The sequence below is a fragment of the Citrobacter sp. CK195 genome, from assembly GCF_030333365.1.
GTDB lineage: Bacteria > Pseudomonadota > Gammaproteobacteria > Enterobacterales > Enterobacteriaceae > Citrobacter_B > Citrobacter_B koseri.
The window spans coordinates 1-16,389 of sequence record NZ_JAOWGB010000023.1 but is presented as its reverse complement, the minus strand read 5'-3'; the positions used below and the strand labels follow the sequence as shown (position 1 = coordinate 16,389).

Annotated in this window: 15 protein-coding genes; 10 read left to right on the top strand and 5 right to left on the bottom strand. The window is 51.6% G+C overall.

Going from position 1 to position 16,389, the window contains the following annotated elements; genetic code table 11:
* Nucleotides 1-26: 26 nt before the first annotated feature.
* Nucleotides 27-1,115 (bottom strand): 3-phosphoserine/phosphohydroxythreonine transaminase, encoded by a 1,089-nt coding sequence (serC, locus tag OGX93_RS08505; RefSeq protein WP_012133020.1) that lies wholly within the window; start codon nucleotides 1,113-1,115, stop codon nucleotides 27-29.
* 409 nt (nucleotides 1,116-1,524) lie between these two features.
* Here serC and ycaO point away from each other — a divergent pair, with 409 nt between their 5' ends.
* The 4 genes from ycaO (at nucleotide 1,525) to pflA (ending at nucleotide 7,817) form a co-directional block, all read left to right on the top strand.
* Complete coding sequence (gene ycaO / locus OGX93_RS08500; RefSeq protein ID WP_286487802.1) at nucleotides 1,525-3,285, top strand: 30S ribosomal protein S12 methylthiotransferase accessory factor YcaO; 1,761 nt, start codon at nucleotides 1,525-1,527, stop codon at nucleotides 3,283-3,285.
* A gap of 405 nt (nucleotides 3,286-3,690) precedes the next feature.
* Nucleotides 3,691-4,551 carry a formate transporter FocA gene (gene focA / locus OGX93_RS08495; protein ID WP_024130478.1) on the top strand — a complete coding sequence of 287 codons (861 nt, stop codon included), beginning with the start codon at nucleotides 3,691-3,693 and terminating at the stop codon, nucleotides 4,549-4,551.
* Between the two features lie 51 nt (nucleotides 4,552-4,602).
* Nucleotides 4,603-6,885 carry a formate C-acetyltransferase gene (gene pflB, locus OGX93_RS08490; protein WP_286449313.1) on the top strand — a complete coding sequence of 761 codons (2,283 nt, stop codon included), beginning with the start codon at nucleotides 4,603-4,605 and terminating at the stop codon, nucleotides 6,883-6,885.
* Between the two features lie 191 nt (nucleotides 6,886-7,076).
* Nucleotides 7,077-7,817: a pyruvate formate lyase 1-activating protein gene (pflA, locus tag OGX93_RS08485; RefSeq protein WP_024130479.1), complete on the top strand. Its 741-nt coding sequence runs from the start codon at nucleotides 7,077-7,079 to the stop codon at nucleotides 7,815-7,817.
* 94 nt (nucleotides 7,818-7,911) lie between these two features.
* Here pflA and OGX93_RS08480 read toward each other — a convergent pair whose 3' ends face one another.
* On the bottom strand, nucleotides 7,912-8,760 hold the full coding sequence (locus OGX93_RS08480) for a MurR/RpiR family transcriptional regulator (protein ID WP_058668963.1): 849 nt from the start codon (nucleotides 8,758-8,760) through the stop codon (nucleotides 7,912-7,914).
* 121 nt (nucleotides 8,761-8,881) lie between these two features.
* Here OGX93_RS08480 and OGX93_RS08475 point away from each other — a divergent pair, with 121 nt between their 5' ends.
* Genes OGX93_RS08475 through OGX93_RS08455 form a run of 5 tightly spaced genes read left to right on the top strand, consistent with a single transcriptional unit; the run spans nucleotide 8,882 to nucleotide 12,646 of the window.
* Complete coding sequence (locus OGX93_RS08475; RefSeq protein WP_058668962.1) at nucleotides 8,882-9,157, top strand: PTS sugar transporter subunit IIB; 276 nt, start codon at nucleotides 8,882-8,884, stop codon at nucleotides 9,155-9,157.
* Nucleotides 9,158-9,174: 17 nt separating this feature from the next.
* Nucleotides 9,175-10,440 carry a PTS ascorbate transporter subunit IIC gene (ulaA, locus tag OGX93_RS08470; RefSeq protein ID WP_058668961.1) on the top strand — a complete coding sequence of 422 codons (1,266 nt, stop codon included), beginning with the start codon at nucleotides 9,175-9,177 and terminating at the stop codon, nucleotides 10,438-10,440.
* Nucleotides 10,441-10,452: 12 nt separating this feature from the next.
* Nucleotides 10,453-11,250, top strand: a complete 798-nt coding sequence (locus OGX93_RS08465) for a transketolase (RefSeq protein WP_058668960.1) — start codon at nucleotides 10,453-10,455, stop codon at nucleotides 11,248-11,250.
* Nucleotides 11,250-12,161, top strand: a complete 912-nt coding sequence (locus OGX93_RS08460) for a transketolase family protein (protein ID WP_058668959.1) — start codon at nucleotides 11,250-11,252, stop codon at nucleotides 12,159-12,161. The genes OGX93_RS08465 and OGX93_RS08460 overlap by 1 nt, the downstream gene beginning before the upstream one ends.
* Before the next feature lie 50 nt (nucleotides 12,162-12,211).
* A complete protein-coding gene (locus tag OGX93_RS08455; RefSeq protein WP_058668958.1) occupies nucleotides 12,212-12,646 on the top strand; it encodes a PTS sugar transporter subunit IIA in 435 nt (144 codons plus the stop codon).
* 40 nt (nucleotides 12,647-12,686) lie between these two features.
* Here the strand turns inward: OGX93_RS08455 and OGX93_RS08450 are convergent, their stop codons facing one another.
* Nucleotides 12,687-13,835: an MFS transporter gene (locus OGX93_RS08450; RefSeq protein WP_012133025.1), complete on the bottom strand. Its 1,149-nt coding sequence runs from the start codon at nucleotides 13,833-13,835 to the stop codon at nucleotides 12,687-12,689.
* 313 nt (nucleotides 13,836-14,148) lie between these two features.
* On the opposite strand from OGX93_RS08450, the gene ycaC reads away from it, so the two are divergent.
* Nucleotides 14,149-14,775 carry an isochorismate family cysteine hydrolase YcaC gene (gene ycaC / locus OGX93_RS08445; protein ID WP_012133028.1) on the top strand — a complete coding sequence of 209 codons (627 nt, stop codon included), beginning with the start codon at nucleotides 14,149-14,151 and terminating at the stop codon, nucleotides 14,773-14,775.
* Nucleotides 14,776-14,872: 97 nt separating this feature from the next.
* Here ycaC and OGX93_RS08440 read toward each other — a convergent pair whose 3' ends face one another.
* Nucleotides 14,873-15,736 carry a dimethyl sulfoxide reductase anchor subunit family protein gene (locus tag OGX93_RS08440; RefSeq protein WP_071258122.1) on the bottom strand — a complete coding sequence of 288 codons (864 nt, stop codon included), beginning with the start codon at nucleotides 15,734-15,736 and terminating at the stop codon, nucleotides 14,873-14,875.
* Between the two features lies 1 nt (nucleotide 15,737).
* Nucleotides 15,738-16,355, bottom strand: coding sequence for a dimethylsulfoxide reductase iron-sulfur subunit DmsB (gene dmsB / locus OGX93_RS08435; protein WP_012132456.1), 618 nt, complete (start codon nucleotides 16,353-16,355; stop codon nucleotides 15,738-15,740).
* Nucleotides 16,356-16,389 lie beyond the last annotated feature (34 nt).

The following is a 16,389-nucleotide window of genomic DNA, read 5'->3' as shown; positions in this document are numbered from 1 at the left end:
CTGTGGGGATGAAAAAAGAAAACGAATTAGCCGTGGCGACGCTCGAAATCGACCATGAAATCCGTCAACGCCTTCACGCCTTCAAGCGGCATTGCGTTATAGATAGAGGCGCGCATTCCGCCCACCACGCGATGACCTTTCAGCGCATGCAGACCCGCAGCGAAAGATTCCTCCAGGAAGACTTTATCAAGCGCGCTGTCCGCTAGCTGGAAAGGCACGTTCATACGTGAACGATTCGATTTCGCCACATCGTTACGGTAGAAATCACTGTTATCAATCACGCCATACAGCAGTTCCGCTTTTTGCTGATTGATTTTGTTCATCGCCGCAACGCCGCCCTGCGCTTTCAGCCATTTGAACACCAGGCCAGAAAGATACCAGGCAAAGGTCGGCGGGGTATTGAACATCGAGTCGTTGTCGTTCAGCACGGTGTAATCAAGGATAGACGGGCAAGCGATGTTCGCTTTACCTAACAGATCTTCACGCACGATCACAATTGTCAGCCCCGCCGGGCCGATGTTTTTCTGCGCCCCGGCGTAGATCACGCCATAACGCGACACATCCAGCGGCGCGGAAAGAATTGTGGATGAGAAATCCGCAGCCACAACGACATCCGAACCAAAATTCGGCGTTTCATCAATTGCGATGCCGTCGATAGTCTCGTTCGGGCAATAATGAACGTAAGCGGCGTTATCAGAAAGCTGCCACTCGCTCATCGGTTTGACCGCACGCAGACCGTCAACCGTGACTTTGGCGTCAATCACGTTTGGCGAACAGTATTTTTTCGCTTCTTTGATGGCGCTGGCCGCCCAGTAACCGGCATCAACGTAATCCGCCGACGTTTTATCGCCCAGAATATTTAACGGAATTGCCGCAAACTGCCCACGGCCGCCGCCGTGGCAGAACAATACTTTGTAGTTGGAGGGGATGCTGAGGAGATCGCGAAAATCCTGTTCCGCTTCCTCTGCGACCTGGATAAATTCTTTGCCACGGTGGCTAATTTCCATTACTGACGTGCCAAGACCGTGCCAGTCACGCAGATCCTGTTGAGCCAGTTTAAGCACTTCCGCCGGTAGCATTGCCGGACCTGAACTAAAATTGAAGACCTGAGCCATTTCCCCTCACCACGTTGCGTTATTATCGCCTCAACACCCGGACGTCTGCGCAAGGCAGGACGACGGATATTGGGTATAAGTTATTCCTGTGGATATCGGTTTTATCATTCAGTGACACGCGCCGCAATGGGTAAAACTCATCAGGCCAAAAATGCGCGCTACGTCACACAACAGAATCTATCGGATTGACGACATAAAACCGATAGATTCGCTGTCAGGTAGCCCGTTTTACCCGGCTGGCCTTCGACCATTCTGGATTTGCGCCGCGCGGGCGTCATTGACGATCCCCGGCATTCACAGGAACGACGCTACTACGCACTTTTATTTACGCTGCCGGGGCGGCGGCGATAGCGCCGTCAACATAAAACCCGTATCATTGCGCGCTTTCCGTACGACAAAAGTGATTTTCATGACGCAAACATTTATCCCCGGCAAAGACGCCGCCCTGGAAGATTCCATCGCTCGCTTCCAGCAAAAACTGCTCGACCTCGGTTTTCATATTGAAGAGGCCTCCTGGCTGAATCCGGTGCCTCACGTCTGGTCGGTGCATATTCGCGACAAAGAGTGCGCGTTGTGCTTTACCAACGGCAAAGGCGCAACCAAAAAAGCCGCGCTGGCTTCCGCGCTGGGTGAATATTTTGAGCGTCTGTCCACCAACTATTTCTTCGCCGATTTCTGGCTGGGTGAAACCATCGCCAATGGCCCGTTCGTGCATTATCCGAATGAAAAATGGTTCCCGCTAACCGATGACGACGCCCTGCCGGAAGGGTTACTGGATGACCGTCTGCGCGCGTTCTACGACCCGGAAAACGAGCTGGCCGGAAGCATGCTTATCGATCTGCAATCCGGTAACGAAGATCGCGGTATCTGCGGCCTGCCGTTTACCCGCCAGTCTGATAATCACACCGTGTATATTCCGATGAACATTATCGGCAACCTGTACGTTTCCAACGGAATGTCGGCCGGTAACACCCGCAACGAAGCGCGTGTGCAGGGTTTGTCTGAAGTGTTCGAACGTCATGTTAAAAACCGCATCATCGCCGAAAGCATTAGCCTGCCGGAAATTCCAGCCGATGTGCTGGCACGCTACCCGGCAGTGGTAGAGGCCATCGCTAAGCTGGAGGCGGAAGGTTTCCCAATCTTCGCTTATGACGGCTCGCTGGGCGGTCAGTATCCGGTTATCTGCGTCGTCCTGTTCAACCCGGCCAACGGCACCTGCTTCGCCTCCTTCGGCGCGCATCCTGATTTCGGCGTTGCGCTGGAGCGTACCGTCACCGAGCTGTTGCAGGGCCGTGGGCTGAAAGATCTTGATGTCTTTACCCCGCCAACGTTCGACGACGAAGAAGTGGCTGAACATACTAACCTTGAGACGCACTTCATTGACTCCAGCGGTTTGATCTCCTGGGATCTGTTCAAGCAGGATGCCGACTATCCGTTTGCTGACTGGAGTTTCTCCGGCACCACGGAAGAAGAGTTCGCCACGCTGATGGCAATCTTCAATGCGGAAGATAAAGAGGTCTATATTGCCGACTATGAGCACCTCGGCGTTTATGCCTGCCGCATTATTGTGCCGGGCATGTCTGATATTTATCCGGCAGAAGATCTGTGGCTCGCCAACAACAGCATGGGAAGCCATCTGCGCGAAACCCTCCTCGCCCTGCCGGGCAGCGCATGGGAGAAAGAGGCTTACCTCAATCTGATTGAACAATTAGATGAAGAAGGCTTTGATGACTTTACCCGCGTGCGCGAGTTACTTGGTCTGGCGACAGGCCCGGATAATGGCTGGTATACCCTGCGCATCGGTGAGCTTAAAGCAATGCTGGCGCTGGCTGGCGGCGATCTGGAGCAGGCGCTGATCTGGACAGAGTGGACGATGGAATTCAACGCCTCCATCTTTAGCGCTGAACGTGCGAACTACTACCGCTGTCTGCAAACGCTGCTGCTTCTGGCGCAGGAAGAAGACCGCGAACCACTGCAATACCTGAATGCTTTCGTTCGGATGTATGGCGCCGAAGCTGTTGAAGCGGCCAGCGCGGCACTGAGCGGCGAAGCGGCATTTTATGGGCTGCAAGCGGTTGATAGCGATCTGCATGCTTTCGCATCACATCAGTCTCTGCTGAAAGCCTATGAGAAATTGCAGCGCGCCAAGGCCGCTCACTGGTCAAAATAGAAGCGAATAACCTACTGTAGGTAGGTTTAAACAATCGACTGAGCTATATTACGGGGCGCTTTATGCGCCCTGTTTTTTTATTTTTTTGGCAAACGAAAATAAATGTAATAACAAGGTTAAATATTGGTAGTTGATATTACAAATATTAATGTGCTGGTGTTACTTTATTTGCCAATTACTCCATTTTAATTAACTGCCATCGGGGAGGCTCAGCGAAAAAATTCAACTCACTTTATAATTTTTAAAATTTATTTTTATTTGGATAATCAAATATTTACACCGCAATCGCGTAAAAACCACGCATCTTGCGGGCCTATAAGCCAGGCGAGATATGATCTATATCAAATTCTCATCTATAATGCTTTGTTAGTATCTCGTCGCCGACTTAATAAAGAGAGAGTTAGTGTGAAAGCTGACAACCCTTTTGATCTATTACTCCCTGCTGCAATGGCCAAAGTGGCCGAAGAGGCAGGTGTCTATAAAGCAACGAAACATCCGCTGAAGACTTTCTATCTGGCGATTACCGCGGGTGTGTTCATTTCCATTGCCTTTGTTTTCTATATCACCGCCACAACCGGTACAGGCACAATGCCTTTTGGTATGGCGAAACTGGTTGGAGGCATCTGCTTCTCGCTGGGGCTGATTCTCTGTGTTATCTGCGGCGCAGATCTTTTCACATCAACAGTGCTGATTGTTGTCGCGAAAGCGAGCGGCCGAATCACATGGGGCCAACTGGCAAAAAACTGGCTCAACGTTTATTTTGGTAACCTGATCGGTTGTCTGCTCTTTGTGTTGTTGATGTGGCTTTCCGGCGAGTATATGACCGCCAACGGCGGATGGGGGCTTAACGTCCTGCAAACCGCCGACCACAAGATGCATCATACTTTTATTGAAGCTGTCTGCCTGGGTATCCTGGCTAACCTGATGGTTTGCCTGGCCGTGTGGATGAGCTACTCGGGTCGTAGCCTGATGGACAAAGCGTTTATCATGGTATTGCCCGTCGCCATGTTTGTTGCCAGCGGTTTTGAGCACAGCATCGCAAACATGTTTATGATTCCGATGGGGATTGTAATCCGTGACTTCGCCACACCGGAATTCTGGGCCGCAGTGGGCTCCAGTCCGGAAAGTTTTTCTCACCTGACCGTGATGAATTTCATCACCGATAACCTGATTCCGGTCACAATCGGTAACATTATCGGCGGCGGTTTATTGGTCGGGTTGACATACTGGGTCATTTACCTGCGTGGCGACGATCATCATTGCTGATGAGCGTTATACGCAGTAAATAAAAAATCCACTTAAGAAGGTAGGTGTTACATGTCCGAGCTTAATGAAAAGTTAGCCACAGCCTGGGAAGGTTTTACCAAAGGTGACTGGCAGAATGAAGTAAACGTCCGTGACTTCATTCAGAAAAACTACACTCCGTACGAGGGTGATGAGTCCTTCCTGGCTGGCGCGACGAATGCGACCACTGCACTGTGGGACAGCGTAATGGAAGGCGTTAAACAGGAAAACCGCACTCACGCGCCTGTTGACTTTGACACCTCCGTTGCTTCTACCATCACTTCTCACGACGCTGGCTACATCAATAAAGCGCTTGAGAAAATCGTTGGTCTGCAAACTGAAGCTCCGCTGAAACGTGCGATCATCCCGTTCGGTGGTATCAAAATGGTTGAAGGTTCCTGCAAAGCGTACAATCGCGAGCTGGACCCGATGCTGAAAAAAATCTTCACCGAATACCGCAAAACCCACAACCAGGGCGTATTCGATGTTTATACCAAAGACATTCTGAACTGCCGTAAATCCGGTGTTCTGACTGGTCTGCCGGATGCGTATGGCCGTGGCCGTATCATCGGTGACTACCGTCGCGTTGCGCTGTACGGTATCGACTTCCTGATGAAAGACAAATACGCCCAGTTCGTCTCTTTGCAGTCTGACCTGGAAAACGGCGTAAACCTGGAAGCGACTATCCGTCTGCGTGAAGAAATTGCTGAACAGCACCGCGCGCTGGGTCAGATCAAAGAGATGGCGGCTAAATACGGCTGCGATATCTCTGGTCCGGCTACCAACGCTCAGGAAGCTATCCAGTGGACCTACTTCGGCTACTTGGCCGCTGTTAAGTCTCAGAACGGCGCAGCAATGTCCTTCGGTCGCGTATCCACCTTCCTGGATGCGTACATCGAACGTGATATCAAAGCAGGCAAAATCACCGAACAAGACGCACAGGAAATGATTGACCACCTGGTCATGAAACTGCGTATGGTTCGCTTCCTGCGTACGCCGGAATACGATGAACTGTTCTCTGGCGACCCGATTTGGGCAACTGAATCTATCGGCGGTATGGGCGTTGACGGCCGTACTCTGGTTACCAAAAACAGCTTCCGCTTCCTGAACACCCTGTACACCATGGGTCCGTCTCCTGAGCCGAACATCACCGTTCTGTGGTCTGAAAAACTGCCGCTGAACTTCAAGAAATTCGCCGCTAAAGTGTCCATCGACACCTCTTCTCTGCAATACGAGAACGATGACCTGATGCGTCCAGACTTCAACAACGATGACTACGCTATTGCTTGCTGCGTAAGCCCGATGGTTGTTGGTAAACAAATGCAGTTCTTCGGTGCGCGTGCAAACCTGGCGAAAACCATGCTGTACGCAATCAACGGCGGCGTTGATGAAAAACTGAAAATGCAGGTTGGTCCTAAATCTGAACCGATCAAAGGCGACGTTCTGAACTTCGACGAAGTGATGGACCGCATGGATCACTTCATGGACTGGCTGGCTAAACAGTATGTCACCGCGCTGAACGTGATCCACTACATGCACGACAAGTACAGCTACGAAGCCTCTCTGATGGCGCTGCACGACCGTGACGTTATCCGCACCATGGCGTGTGGTATCGCAGGTCTGTCCGTTGCTGCTGACTCCCTGTCTGCAATCAAATATGCGAAAGTTAAACCGATTCGTGACGAAGACGGCCTGGCTGTAGACTTCGAAATCGAAGGCGAATACCCGCAGTTTGGTAACAACGACTCTCGCGTTGATGACATGGCGGTTGACCTGGTAGAACGTTTCATGAAGAAAATTCAGAAACTGACCACTTACCGTGGCGCTATCCCGACTCAGTCTGTTCTGACCATCACTTCTAACGTTGTGTATGGTAAGAAAACCGGTAACACCCCAGACGGTCGTCGTGCTGGCGCGCCGTTCGGACCAGGTGCTAACCCAATGCACGGCCGTGACCAGAAAGGTGCTGTTGCCTCTCTGACCTCCGTTGCAAAACTGCCGTTTGCTTACGCTAAAGATGGTATCTCTTACACCTTCTCTATCGTTCCGAATGCACTGGGTAAAGACGACGAAATACGTAAAACCAACCTGGCGGGTCTGATGGATGGTTACTTCCACCACGAAGCGTCCATCGAAGGTGGTCAGCACCTGAACGTGAACGTGATGAACCGTGAAATGCTGCTGGACGCGATGGAACACCCGGAAAAATATCCGCAGCTGACCATCCGTGTATCAGGTTACGCAGTACGTTTTAACTCCCTGACTAAAGAACAACAGCAGGACGTTATTACTCGTACCTTCACTCAGACCATGTAATTGGGTTTTGACTGAAATCGTACTGTAAAAAGCGTACAATAAAGGCTCCACGTAAGTGGGGCCTTTTTAACAACTAAGTCTCTTTCGCCAGCTATCTATACTCAATGGATGACTGCCAAAACAGACTCGACACAGTTAATAACTGTGCACTAACACGGCCCCGGATGGGCCACATCTGGAGAAACACCGCAATGTCAGTTATTGGTCGCATTCACTCCTTTGAATCCTGTGGCACTGTTGACGGCCCAGGTATCCGCTTTATTACGTTCTTCCAGGGCTGTCTGATGCGATGCCTGTATTGCCATAACCGCGACACCTGGGATACGCATGGCGGCAAAGAAGTTACCGTTGAAGATCTGATGAAAGAGGTCGTCACCTACCGCCACTTTATGAACGCATCCGGCGGCGGCGTAACGGCTTCCGGCGGCGAAGCGATCTTACAGGCTGAGTTTGTTCGCGACTGGTTCCGCGCCTGTAAGAAAGAAAGCATCCATACCTGTCTTGATACCAACGGCTTTGTTCGCCGCTACGATCCGGTCATTGATGAACTGCTGGAAGTCACCGACCTGGTGATGCTTGACCTGAAGCAGATGAATGACGAGATTCATCAGAATCTGGTTGGCGTATCCAACCATCGCACGCTGGAGTTCGCCAAATACATCTCTGCAAAGGGCATTAAGACCTGGATTCGCTACGTTGTGGTGCCGGGCTGGTCTGACGATGACGACTCCGCACACCGCCTGGGCGAGTTTACCCGCGATATGGGCAACGTTGAAAAAATCGAACTGCTGCCCTATCACGAGTTAGGCAAACACAAATGGGTCGCAATGGGCGAAGAATACAAGCTTGATGGCGTTAAACCGCCGAAGAAAGAAACCATGGAGCGCGTAAAAGGTATTCTTGAGCAGTACGGTCATAAAGTGATGTACTGAGTTATTTTGTCGGTATCGCCGGATGGCGACGCGAAAGCGTCTTATCCGGCCTACAGACGACAGGCCAGATCTCCGTCATTATTCAAGAAGCGAACTACGACATAAAATATTCCGATAGCTTGTTCGCTACGCTCTCAATCGAGAAAATACTCTTCTGATGCGCTTTGCGACATTCCGCATAGCGTTCATCCTGTTCTTCCAGCGCATTCAGCAATTTATCTGCGACCATCATCGCACCGGCAATCTCGGCAAAACCATACTCACCTTCCCCTTTCAGCGCCACGGCGGCTTGTAAGTTCCAGTCAGAAAGACGGCTAAGCGGCGCAAAAGTGCCCCGCGTCAGCGAAAGAATCCGCGCGCTATGTTGTTTTGCCAATGCCAGAGCCTGCATCATATCTGCCGACGTCTGCTCGGTGTGCACCACAATAATTCCCTGGCTCTGCGGTTCAACCATCATGGATGAGGTTGTGAGATAAAAACGATCGACAAAACTCGCAGCTTTGCCCATTTTGATCAGGTTCATCTGCAAAAACAGCGCGACAGGTACCGCCGTACCGACAGCGTAAATCGCCACATTATTGACCTGGTTAAGCCACGCAGCCGCAGCCTGTAGCTCCTGAGTATTAATAATGGCATGACTGTCGCGGATACTCGCCATCACAGAGGATATCTCCTCATTACCTTGTTCTTCAGGGCGCGCGGCCCCCTGCTCCAGCGCCAGTGCAGTTCTGAAATCAGAAAAGCCTTTAAAGCCAAACGCGCGACAAAAGCGCGTAATACTTCCTTCACTGGTTTCAATAGAATCGGCCAACTCAGTAATAGTGTGCCGCATCACAAAGTCAGGATTTTCCGTCACAAAACGGCCCACTTTCTCCAGGATCGGACTGAGCCCGGCAGCTTCATTTCTAATATTTATCAGTAAGTTAGTATTAATTTGGCTCATTTTTCGCCTTTTTGCTCAAAATGCAAACACAATCACATCTTTCTGCTTAGCTTAAGATAATAATTTTTTTCACATTACACGCAATGGAAAATAATTATTTTTACAAAACAGGAGAAAGCAAATGAAAGGTCTTATTGTCTGTCGTACCGGCATGGGCAGTTCCTTGATGCTCAAAATCAAAGCGCAAAAAATCATCGATAAGCATGGCTGGGATATTGAGCTCGAACACGACGTCTTGTCCGGGCTTGCCACCTGGCAAGGAATTGACTTTGTTATCACCATGCGCGACCTCACCGATGAAATTGAAGCTGCCGGATTCAGAGCTATCGGTATAACCGACTTGATGAATAGCGAAGAAATGGAAACCGCGCTCACCAGCGTAATTCAGGACAACTAACCTCTTCCGGAGGCAATATGGATCTCCTCAGGTTTATTGTATTCGACATTCTGGGTGTAACCCCACTTTTAGTTGGATTTATTGCATTAATCGGCCTGTTAATTCAACGTAAGCCGATTGAGAAAGTATTATCCGGCACGTTCAAAACCATTGTCGGCTTTCTGGTCTTTGCCGGTGGTGCCGGACTGGCCGTCACCTCTCTGGGAAATTTCCAGACGCTGTTCAGCGACGGATTTGGGCTTAAGGGTGTGATGCCGCTGGCTGAAGCACTAACCGGATTAGCACAAACAAAATTCGCCATGTGTGTTTCACTGATTATGGTTATCGGTTTTGGCTGGAATCTGTTTTTTGCCCGTTTTACACCATTTAAATATATCTTTTTAACCGGTCAGCATAATCTGTACCTCTCCGCTCTGCTTACTGTAACGCTAAAAGCTCTGGGTTACAGTGATGGTACGACGATTATTGTGGGTTCTGTACTGTTAGGGCTAGCTGCCTGCATCTATCCGGCCATCGCCCAACCGTGGATGCGCAAGATCACCGGCAATGATGAAATCGCTATGGGCCACTACGTCACGCTGGCCTACGCCGCTTCGGGATGGATTGGCTCGAAAGTCGGCGACCCTAAAGAGTCAACGGAAAAGTTGAATCTGCCCGGATGGCTGGGGATCTTTAAAGACTACATTGTCTCCGTATCCATTTCGGTCAGCATTTTCTATTACATCGCCGCGCTGGCTGCCGGGAAAACCGCCGTGACGGCCGTAGCAGGCGGAATGCATTGGCTGGTCTATCCGTTATTTCAATCCCTGACTTTTACCGCTTCACTCTACATCATCATTACCGGGGTGCGACTGTTGCTGTCTGAGATCGTCCCGGCGTTTCTGGGGATCTCAGAGAAGTTCATTCCAAACGCCAAACCAGCACTCGACTGTCCGGTGGTATTCCCCTATGCACCAACCGCTACCGTCCTCGGCTTTATCTCCTCATTTGTTGGTGGGTTGGTGGTAATGGGCATACTCGCGTTGATTGGTCAGACGGTCATCATCCCCGTAGCCATTCCTTATTTCTTTATTGGGGCAACGGCAGCCGTTTTTGGTAACGCCTCCGGGGGATGGAAAGGTGCCGTGGCGGGCAGCTTTATTACCGGCATTCTCATCGGCATCGGCCCCGCACTGATCTACCCCATTATGGAATCCGTAGGCCTTTCTGGCACCAGCTTCCCGGAAACCGATTTCGTTGCTCTTGGGCTGGTGGTGTATTACATCGGCAAAATGCTGCCCTGATAAGGAGTGAACATGAACATTGATAAACTGAAGTCTCACGCGCTGGCAGCTCGCCGCGATATTGTGACCATGATTTATGAATCCGGCATTGGGCACCCGGGCGGAGCGCTCTCGATTATTGATATCCTGACCTGGATTTATCATCAGGAAATTGATCTTGATGAGTCTCCTCGCGCTCGGGTGGTAATGAGCAAAGGCCATGCCGTCGCCGCACAGTACGCTCTGTTGTTCCAGAAAGGAAAAATTGACCGCAGCGAATTCAACTCGTTCCGTCAGATCAACTCACGTCTGCAGGGTCATCCCAGTGTGAAATCACTACCTGAAGTTGACGCAACCACCGGGCTGTTAGGCCAGGGGCTCTCGGTCGCATTAGGTATGGCCGCCGCGAAAAAGCACGCTCAGGATCCCCACCGCGTCTTCGCCATCATTGGCGACGGAGAAATGCACGAAGGTCAGATTTGGGAGTCATTGCAGCAAGCGGGACACATGCGAATGGATAACCTGGTCGCGATCGTCGACTACAACGGTTTTTCCTCGCACGATCCTGTTAACGAGGTAATCAACCTTGAGCCGCTGGCCGATAAAATCCGCAATTTTGGCTGGCATGTCCTTGAGTTGCAAAATGGCAACGATATGCATCAGGTTGCCGACACGCTGATGCTATCACGCCATCTGAAAGGCAAGCCGGTGGCGATTATTGCCCACACAACCAAAGGCAGTGGCGTCAGCTATATGGAAAATAACGGAGACTGGCATTCAAAAACCCCAGATACAGAGCAATACCAGCAGGCAATGGAGGAATTACAGTAATGAAAGCACCACGCGATGAAATTGGTAATGCGCTGCTTACCCTAAAAGCGAAAGGTTATCCGATTGTCGTGATCGACAGCGATCTGGCCAGTTCCACCCGCACGGATCAATTTCAGAAGGTCTGGCCTGATGCATTCTTTGAAATGGGCATTGCCGAAGGTTCCGCCATGAGTTTTGCCACAGGCCAAGCACTGGAGGGCAATATTCCGTTCTATGTTAACTTCGCGATGTTCGTTACCGGCACCGCATGGACACAGCTTCGCCAGGCATGCTATGCAAAAGCGAATATTAAATTAGTAGGCAGTCATCCTGGCATGGATGACGGTCCGGACGGCGCATCACACCATGCGCTGGAAGATCTGGCCTTAACGCGCGTGCTACCGGGGATCACGATTCTGACGCCTGCCGATGCAGAAGAAGTTGAAGCCGCATTTGAACAGGCAGTAAACATTCATGGCCCCGTCTATATCCGCGTTGCACGGGAACCAATGCCCGTTCGCGATAAATCGGTCGTTCCGCGAGTAACAGACATCGCAGCCGTTGCCGATTCCGGTAATGATTTTGCTATTCTCTACGAAGGCACCGTACTGGAACAGGCGAGCGCGGGTTATGAGCAGTTATGTTCCGAGGGTAAGCGGGGAAAACTGATTCATGTCGCCACGCTGAAGCCATTTAACCGCCAGCGATTCCTGGCGTTAATCGCGGATTGTCCCCATATCGCAACAATTGAAAATCATACGATAAACGGCGGGCTGGGCGGGCAAGTTGCGGAAGTGCTGGCAGAGGAAGCGTCAGGTATACGCCTGACTCGTCTCGGGACGCATGACACATTTACAGAATCGGGTAACAGCCGCCAGCTAAAAGAGAAATATGGAATTTCAGCGTCGGCACTCTGCGACGCACTCAGATAGTCAGTCTGGCAGACCGCGATGCGGTCTGCCTTCTGAGAAAGGAGAAAACAATGGTACATGCACTATTTTCTGCCAGCCAGTTTCATGAACGATGCGACACATGGCAAGAGGCCGTAAAACTGGCCTGCTTACCACTGGAAGAACAAGGGGTGATAACAACTGAATATGCGCAGGCGATAATCCGCGAAACAGAACAACATGGCCCATGGTATATATTAAGCCCTGAGTTTGCATTACCGCATGCCCGCCCGGAAGAAGGCGTTGCCAGTACCAGAACACATCTGTCGCTTTTGTCTCTGAAAGACGCGGTACACTTCCAGGATCACCCGAATGTACGGCTGGTGATCGTCCTTGCCGCCGCCGACAGCACGCAACATATAGAAAGGATTCAACAACTGATGTGCTGGCTGGATGAAGCGGAGCGTTTACAACGGTTGACCAGTATTACCCGTCTGGCGCAGCTTCATTCCGCTCTTCATACCTGAGCGTTTCGACCAGCCAGCTTAGCCAGACGAGTCACATAAATTAAACGTGCGCCACAGGGGTCGGCGTATGTCCTGCGTTGCGCAGCAGCATAAGCAAATAAACAAACGAGACGCTGGCAATCATAATAAACAACAGATTATCAGAGTAATTCTGCATCAGCATCGCGGTAAATGACGGCCCCAGCAGGCTGCCTACGGTATAGCTGAGCAACAACGCCTGGTTCATTGCCACAAGCTGATGACGTTCTACCTTTTCACAAGCCCAGGCCATCGCGACGGGATAGAGCGTAAAACCTGCCGCCCCCAGAATGAATAAGGCGGGCGCCATAGCAGCCTGAGTCAGCATGGCAATACTGCCGAGGATCACCACAAAGACCTGTACACGCAGCACCAGAAGACGACCAAACTTATCAGCCAGACGACCAATCGGCCATTGGCCTAAAATACCGGCGCTCACCAGCACGGCCATCCAGAAACCGATGCTCGCATTGCTAATCCCCTGATGATTAAGGTATAGCGGCATCAGGCCATACAGCGATCCCAGTACAATCCCGGAAATAATGCATCCGTTTACACCTAACCGCGCCTGACGCAGTCTCAGCATTGACGTAATCGGCGTCGTATCGTGTTCTTCCGACTGCTGGTTCAGGATACGGGTAAAGAGCAGCGGCAAAATGCCCGCCAGAATCATGCCGGTTACCCACGGCAGAACGCTCATTAATTCTGTCGGAACTTTACTGACCAGCAGTTGCCCCAAAAACGTTCCCACGTAATAGACCATCATGTACGCAGCCAGTAACCGCCCACGATTACGGGATGTTCCGCTGCACATCAAAGCGCTTTCCACCACGACCCAAATCATGGCGCAGCCCACGCCGGCAACAAAGCGCCAGGCCAGCCAGCTCCAGAAACCAATCATCATGCCCAGCCCTACGCAACCCGCCGCAAAAATGAGCGAGGCAATATAGTAACTGCGGTTAAAGCCCAGGCGCTTGATTAAATACCCGGTAAGCAACGTCCCAACCAGATTCCCGGTAAAGTAGGACGAACTGACCATACCGACCTGCCAGGTTGCCAGGCTTTCCTGGGCAAGCCACAAGGGGACGAGCGTGTTTAATACTGCGATCGCCAGGGTCAACAAAAGCAGGCCGCACAGCAAAAGCATGACGGGCCGGGTATAGATGGACATGGATAAAAACCGTGAGGAAGTTCAAATTTCATGCGCATCATGCCACCAACAAAAACATTGTCAATCCACCCGAATCGCGGCATCACGCGCTTTCCCGCCCTTCGATTTGAAATACTGATTCATGGCATGAAAGAGCAGCGTCTGATAAACATCATGTTATTGTTTTAATTGACCTAAAACAAAACTGCCGCGTTTCGTTCAGTCGAAAAATTTCATGGTTCCTGCAACATCATTTTTCCGGTCTATGCTTTTGGGGAAGACAACACACCGGAATGGCTTTTGATGTAACGCTAACTCTAATCAGGAGAAGATAATGACTAAGCCTTACGTTCGTCTCGATAAAAATGATGCCGCGGTTCTTTTAGTTGATCACCAGGCGGGGCTACTGTCTCTTGTACGGGACATCGATCCTGACAAATTCAAAAATAACGTTCTCGCACTTGGCGATTTAGCCAAATACTTCAACCTCCCCACCATCCTTACCACCAGTTTCGAAACGGGGCCAAACGGGCCGCTGGTGCCGGAATTGAAAGCACAGTTCCCCGATGCCCCCTACATTGCACGCCCCGGAAACATCAACGCGTGGGACAATGAAGATTTCGTGAAAGCCGTTAAGGCGACAGGTAAGAAGCAGCTCATCATTGCGGGGGTTGTCACGGAAGTGTGCGTGGCCTTCCCCGCCCTCTCTGCGATTGAAGAAGGGTTCGATGTGTTTGTCGTGACCGATGCGTCAGGCACCTTTAATGAAATTACCCGTCACTCCGCCTGGGATCGCATGTCGCAGGCTGGCGCGCAATTAATGACATGGTTTGGCGTGGCGTGCGAGTTACACCGCGACTGGCGTAATGATATCGAAGGTCTGGCGACGCTGTTCTCTAATCACATTCCTGATTATCGCAATCTGATGACCAGCTACGACACGTTAACTAAGCAGAAGTAAAAGACCAGGGACATATTGTCTGATGGCGCTTCGCTTATCAGGCCTACACGATCCGTAGGCCTGATAAGGCGCGAGCCGCCATCCGGCATATTATGGATTAACTCGCCACCGCCATTCCCACGGTCATATGGAGCCCGTAGAATACGCCGCGACCAATCAGTTCCCCCACCAGCAGCAGGATAAACGCCACCGACAGCAGCGGAACCGCAGGTTGATAACCTTTCAACTGCGGCACAATCCAGCAGCACAGTGCCACGACCAGCACCACAATACGCCAGGCCATCAGCGAACCATAATCCGGTACGAGCGCAGAAGCCTGCTGGATGGAGCTATGAATCGTCGCCAGCTCCGCTCCCTGCATCACTGACATAATGGCGCTGACCACCAGTGCGAGAACAGAAATTACGGGCAGCAGACGCATTGCCCAGCCATCGACGCCCGCAATACGCAGCAGCAGATAACCCAGCAACGGCCCCCCCATAAACAGCGTCAGGAAGAAGCCCAGCGGCGTCCAGATGCTGTACCAGGTCGGTATGGTATCAATGCTGTTATACACGCGCACCATCATCCAGACAAAGATAACGCCCAGCACGATCGTCACAACCAGCCAGAGATTACGCAGCGCCGGAGAGAGCTTTTTCAGCACCGCCAGTAACCAGCCGATCCCGCCGACGGCAAAAAAGAGCGAGCCGCTGGCAATTTCATTACTCAATGCCGACGAGCCCACGCGGTTCAGCGAATTGAAGGCGCGCATTGGCGACCCCAGATGCAGCATAGACGCGATGAAGCCAATTCCCATTAGCACCCACAGAGCAAACATGCCGGTCAGTACTCGCTGTTGAGATTCGGTACGCAACTCGCCTTTCATCAGCGCCAGAGCCAGAACGATAAAACCGCCGACCACGCACTGACCAAAAACCGTGAAGATCATCAGCGGCCATTCATGCCATCCACTTCCCATCTTACACCTCCTTCGGATTTGCCAGATAACCCGTGGTATCCCCGGTCGGGCGGCTGTTGGCGTTGGGTTTAATCACAATGTTCGGTCTGGTGAAGTGCGCGCCCGGCAGCGGCGCAACGGCCGCCAGCGTGCCATGTTTTTTCCGCAGCTCTTCTATCGGGCCAAAGTCCAGCGCGCGCAGCGGGCAGGACTCGACGCAGATCGGTTTTTTGCCGTCGGCAACGCGGTCATGACAACCGTCGCATTTGGTCATGTGGCCTTTGGCGGCGTTGTACTGCGGCGCACCGTACGGGCAGGCCATATGGCAGTAGCGACAGCCGATGCAGACGTCCTCATCCACCACCACAAAGCCGTCCTCGCGTTTGTGCATCGCGCCACTCGGGCACACTTTCGTGCAGGCCGGGTCTTCGCAGTGGTTGCAGGAGATGGAAAGATAGTAGGCAAAGACATTCTGGTGCCAGACGCCGTTATCCTCCTGCCAGTCGCCGCCCGCATATTCATAGATGCGGCGGAAGCTGACGTCCGGGGTTAAATCTTTGTAGTCTTTGCAGGCCAGTTCGCAGGTTTTGCAACCGGTGCAACGACTGGAGTCAATAAAAAATCCATATTGGGTTGTCATCGGTTACTCCTTATACCTTCTCAACCTGAACGAG

Coding starts and splice junctions, on each gene's coding strand:
- serC (WP_012133020.1), bottom strand. CDS start 1,115: ATGGCTCAGGTCTTCAATTTTAGTTCAGGTCCGGCAATGCTACCGGCG.
- ycaO (WP_286487802.1), top strand. CDS start 1,525: ATGACGCAAACATTTATCCCCGGCAAAGACGCCGCCCTGGAAGATTCC.
- pflB (WP_286449313.1), top strand. CDS start 4,603: ATGTCCGAGCTTAATGAAAAGTTAGCCACAGCCTGGGAAGGTTTTACC.
- pflA (WP_024130479.1), top strand. CDS start 7,077: ATGTCAGTTATTGGTCGCATTCACTCCTTTGAATCCTGTGGCACTGTT.
- OGX93_RS08480 (WP_058668963.1), bottom strand. CDS start 8,760: ATGAGCCAAATTAATACTAACTTACTGATAAATATTAGAAATGAAGCT.
- OGX93_RS08475 (WP_058668962.1), top strand. CDS start 8,882: ATGAAAGGTCTTATTGTCTGTCGTACCGGCATGGGCAGTTCCTTGATG.
- ulaA (WP_058668961.1), top strand. CDS start 9,175: ATGGATCTCCTCAGGTTTATTGTATTCGACATTCTGGGTGTAACCCCA.
- OGX93_RS08465 (WP_058668960.1), top strand. CDS start 10,453: ATGAACATTGATAAACTGAAGTCTCACGCGCTGGCAGCTCGCCGCGAT.
- OGX93_RS08460 (WP_058668959.1), top strand. CDS start 11,250: ATGAAAGCACCACGCGATGAAATTGGTAATGCGCTGCTTACCCTAAAA.
- OGX93_RS08455 (WP_058668958.1), top strand. CDS start 12,212: ATGGTACATGCACTATTTTCTGCCAGCCAGTTTCATGAACGATGCGAC.
- OGX93_RS08450 (WP_012133025.1), bottom strand. CDS start 13,835: ATGTCCATCTATACCCGGCCCGTCATGCTTTTGCTGTGCGGCCTGCTT.
- ycaC (WP_012133028.1), top strand. CDS start 14,149: ATGACTAAGCCTTACGTTCGTCTCGATAAAAATGATGCCGCGGTTCTT.
- OGX93_RS08440 (WP_071258122.1), bottom strand. CDS start 15,736: ATGGGAAGTGGATGGCATGAATGGCCGCTGATGATCTTCACGGTTTTT.
- dmsB (WP_012132456.1), bottom strand. CDS start 16,355: ATGACAACCCAATATGGATTTTTTATTGACTCCAGTCGTTGCACCGGT.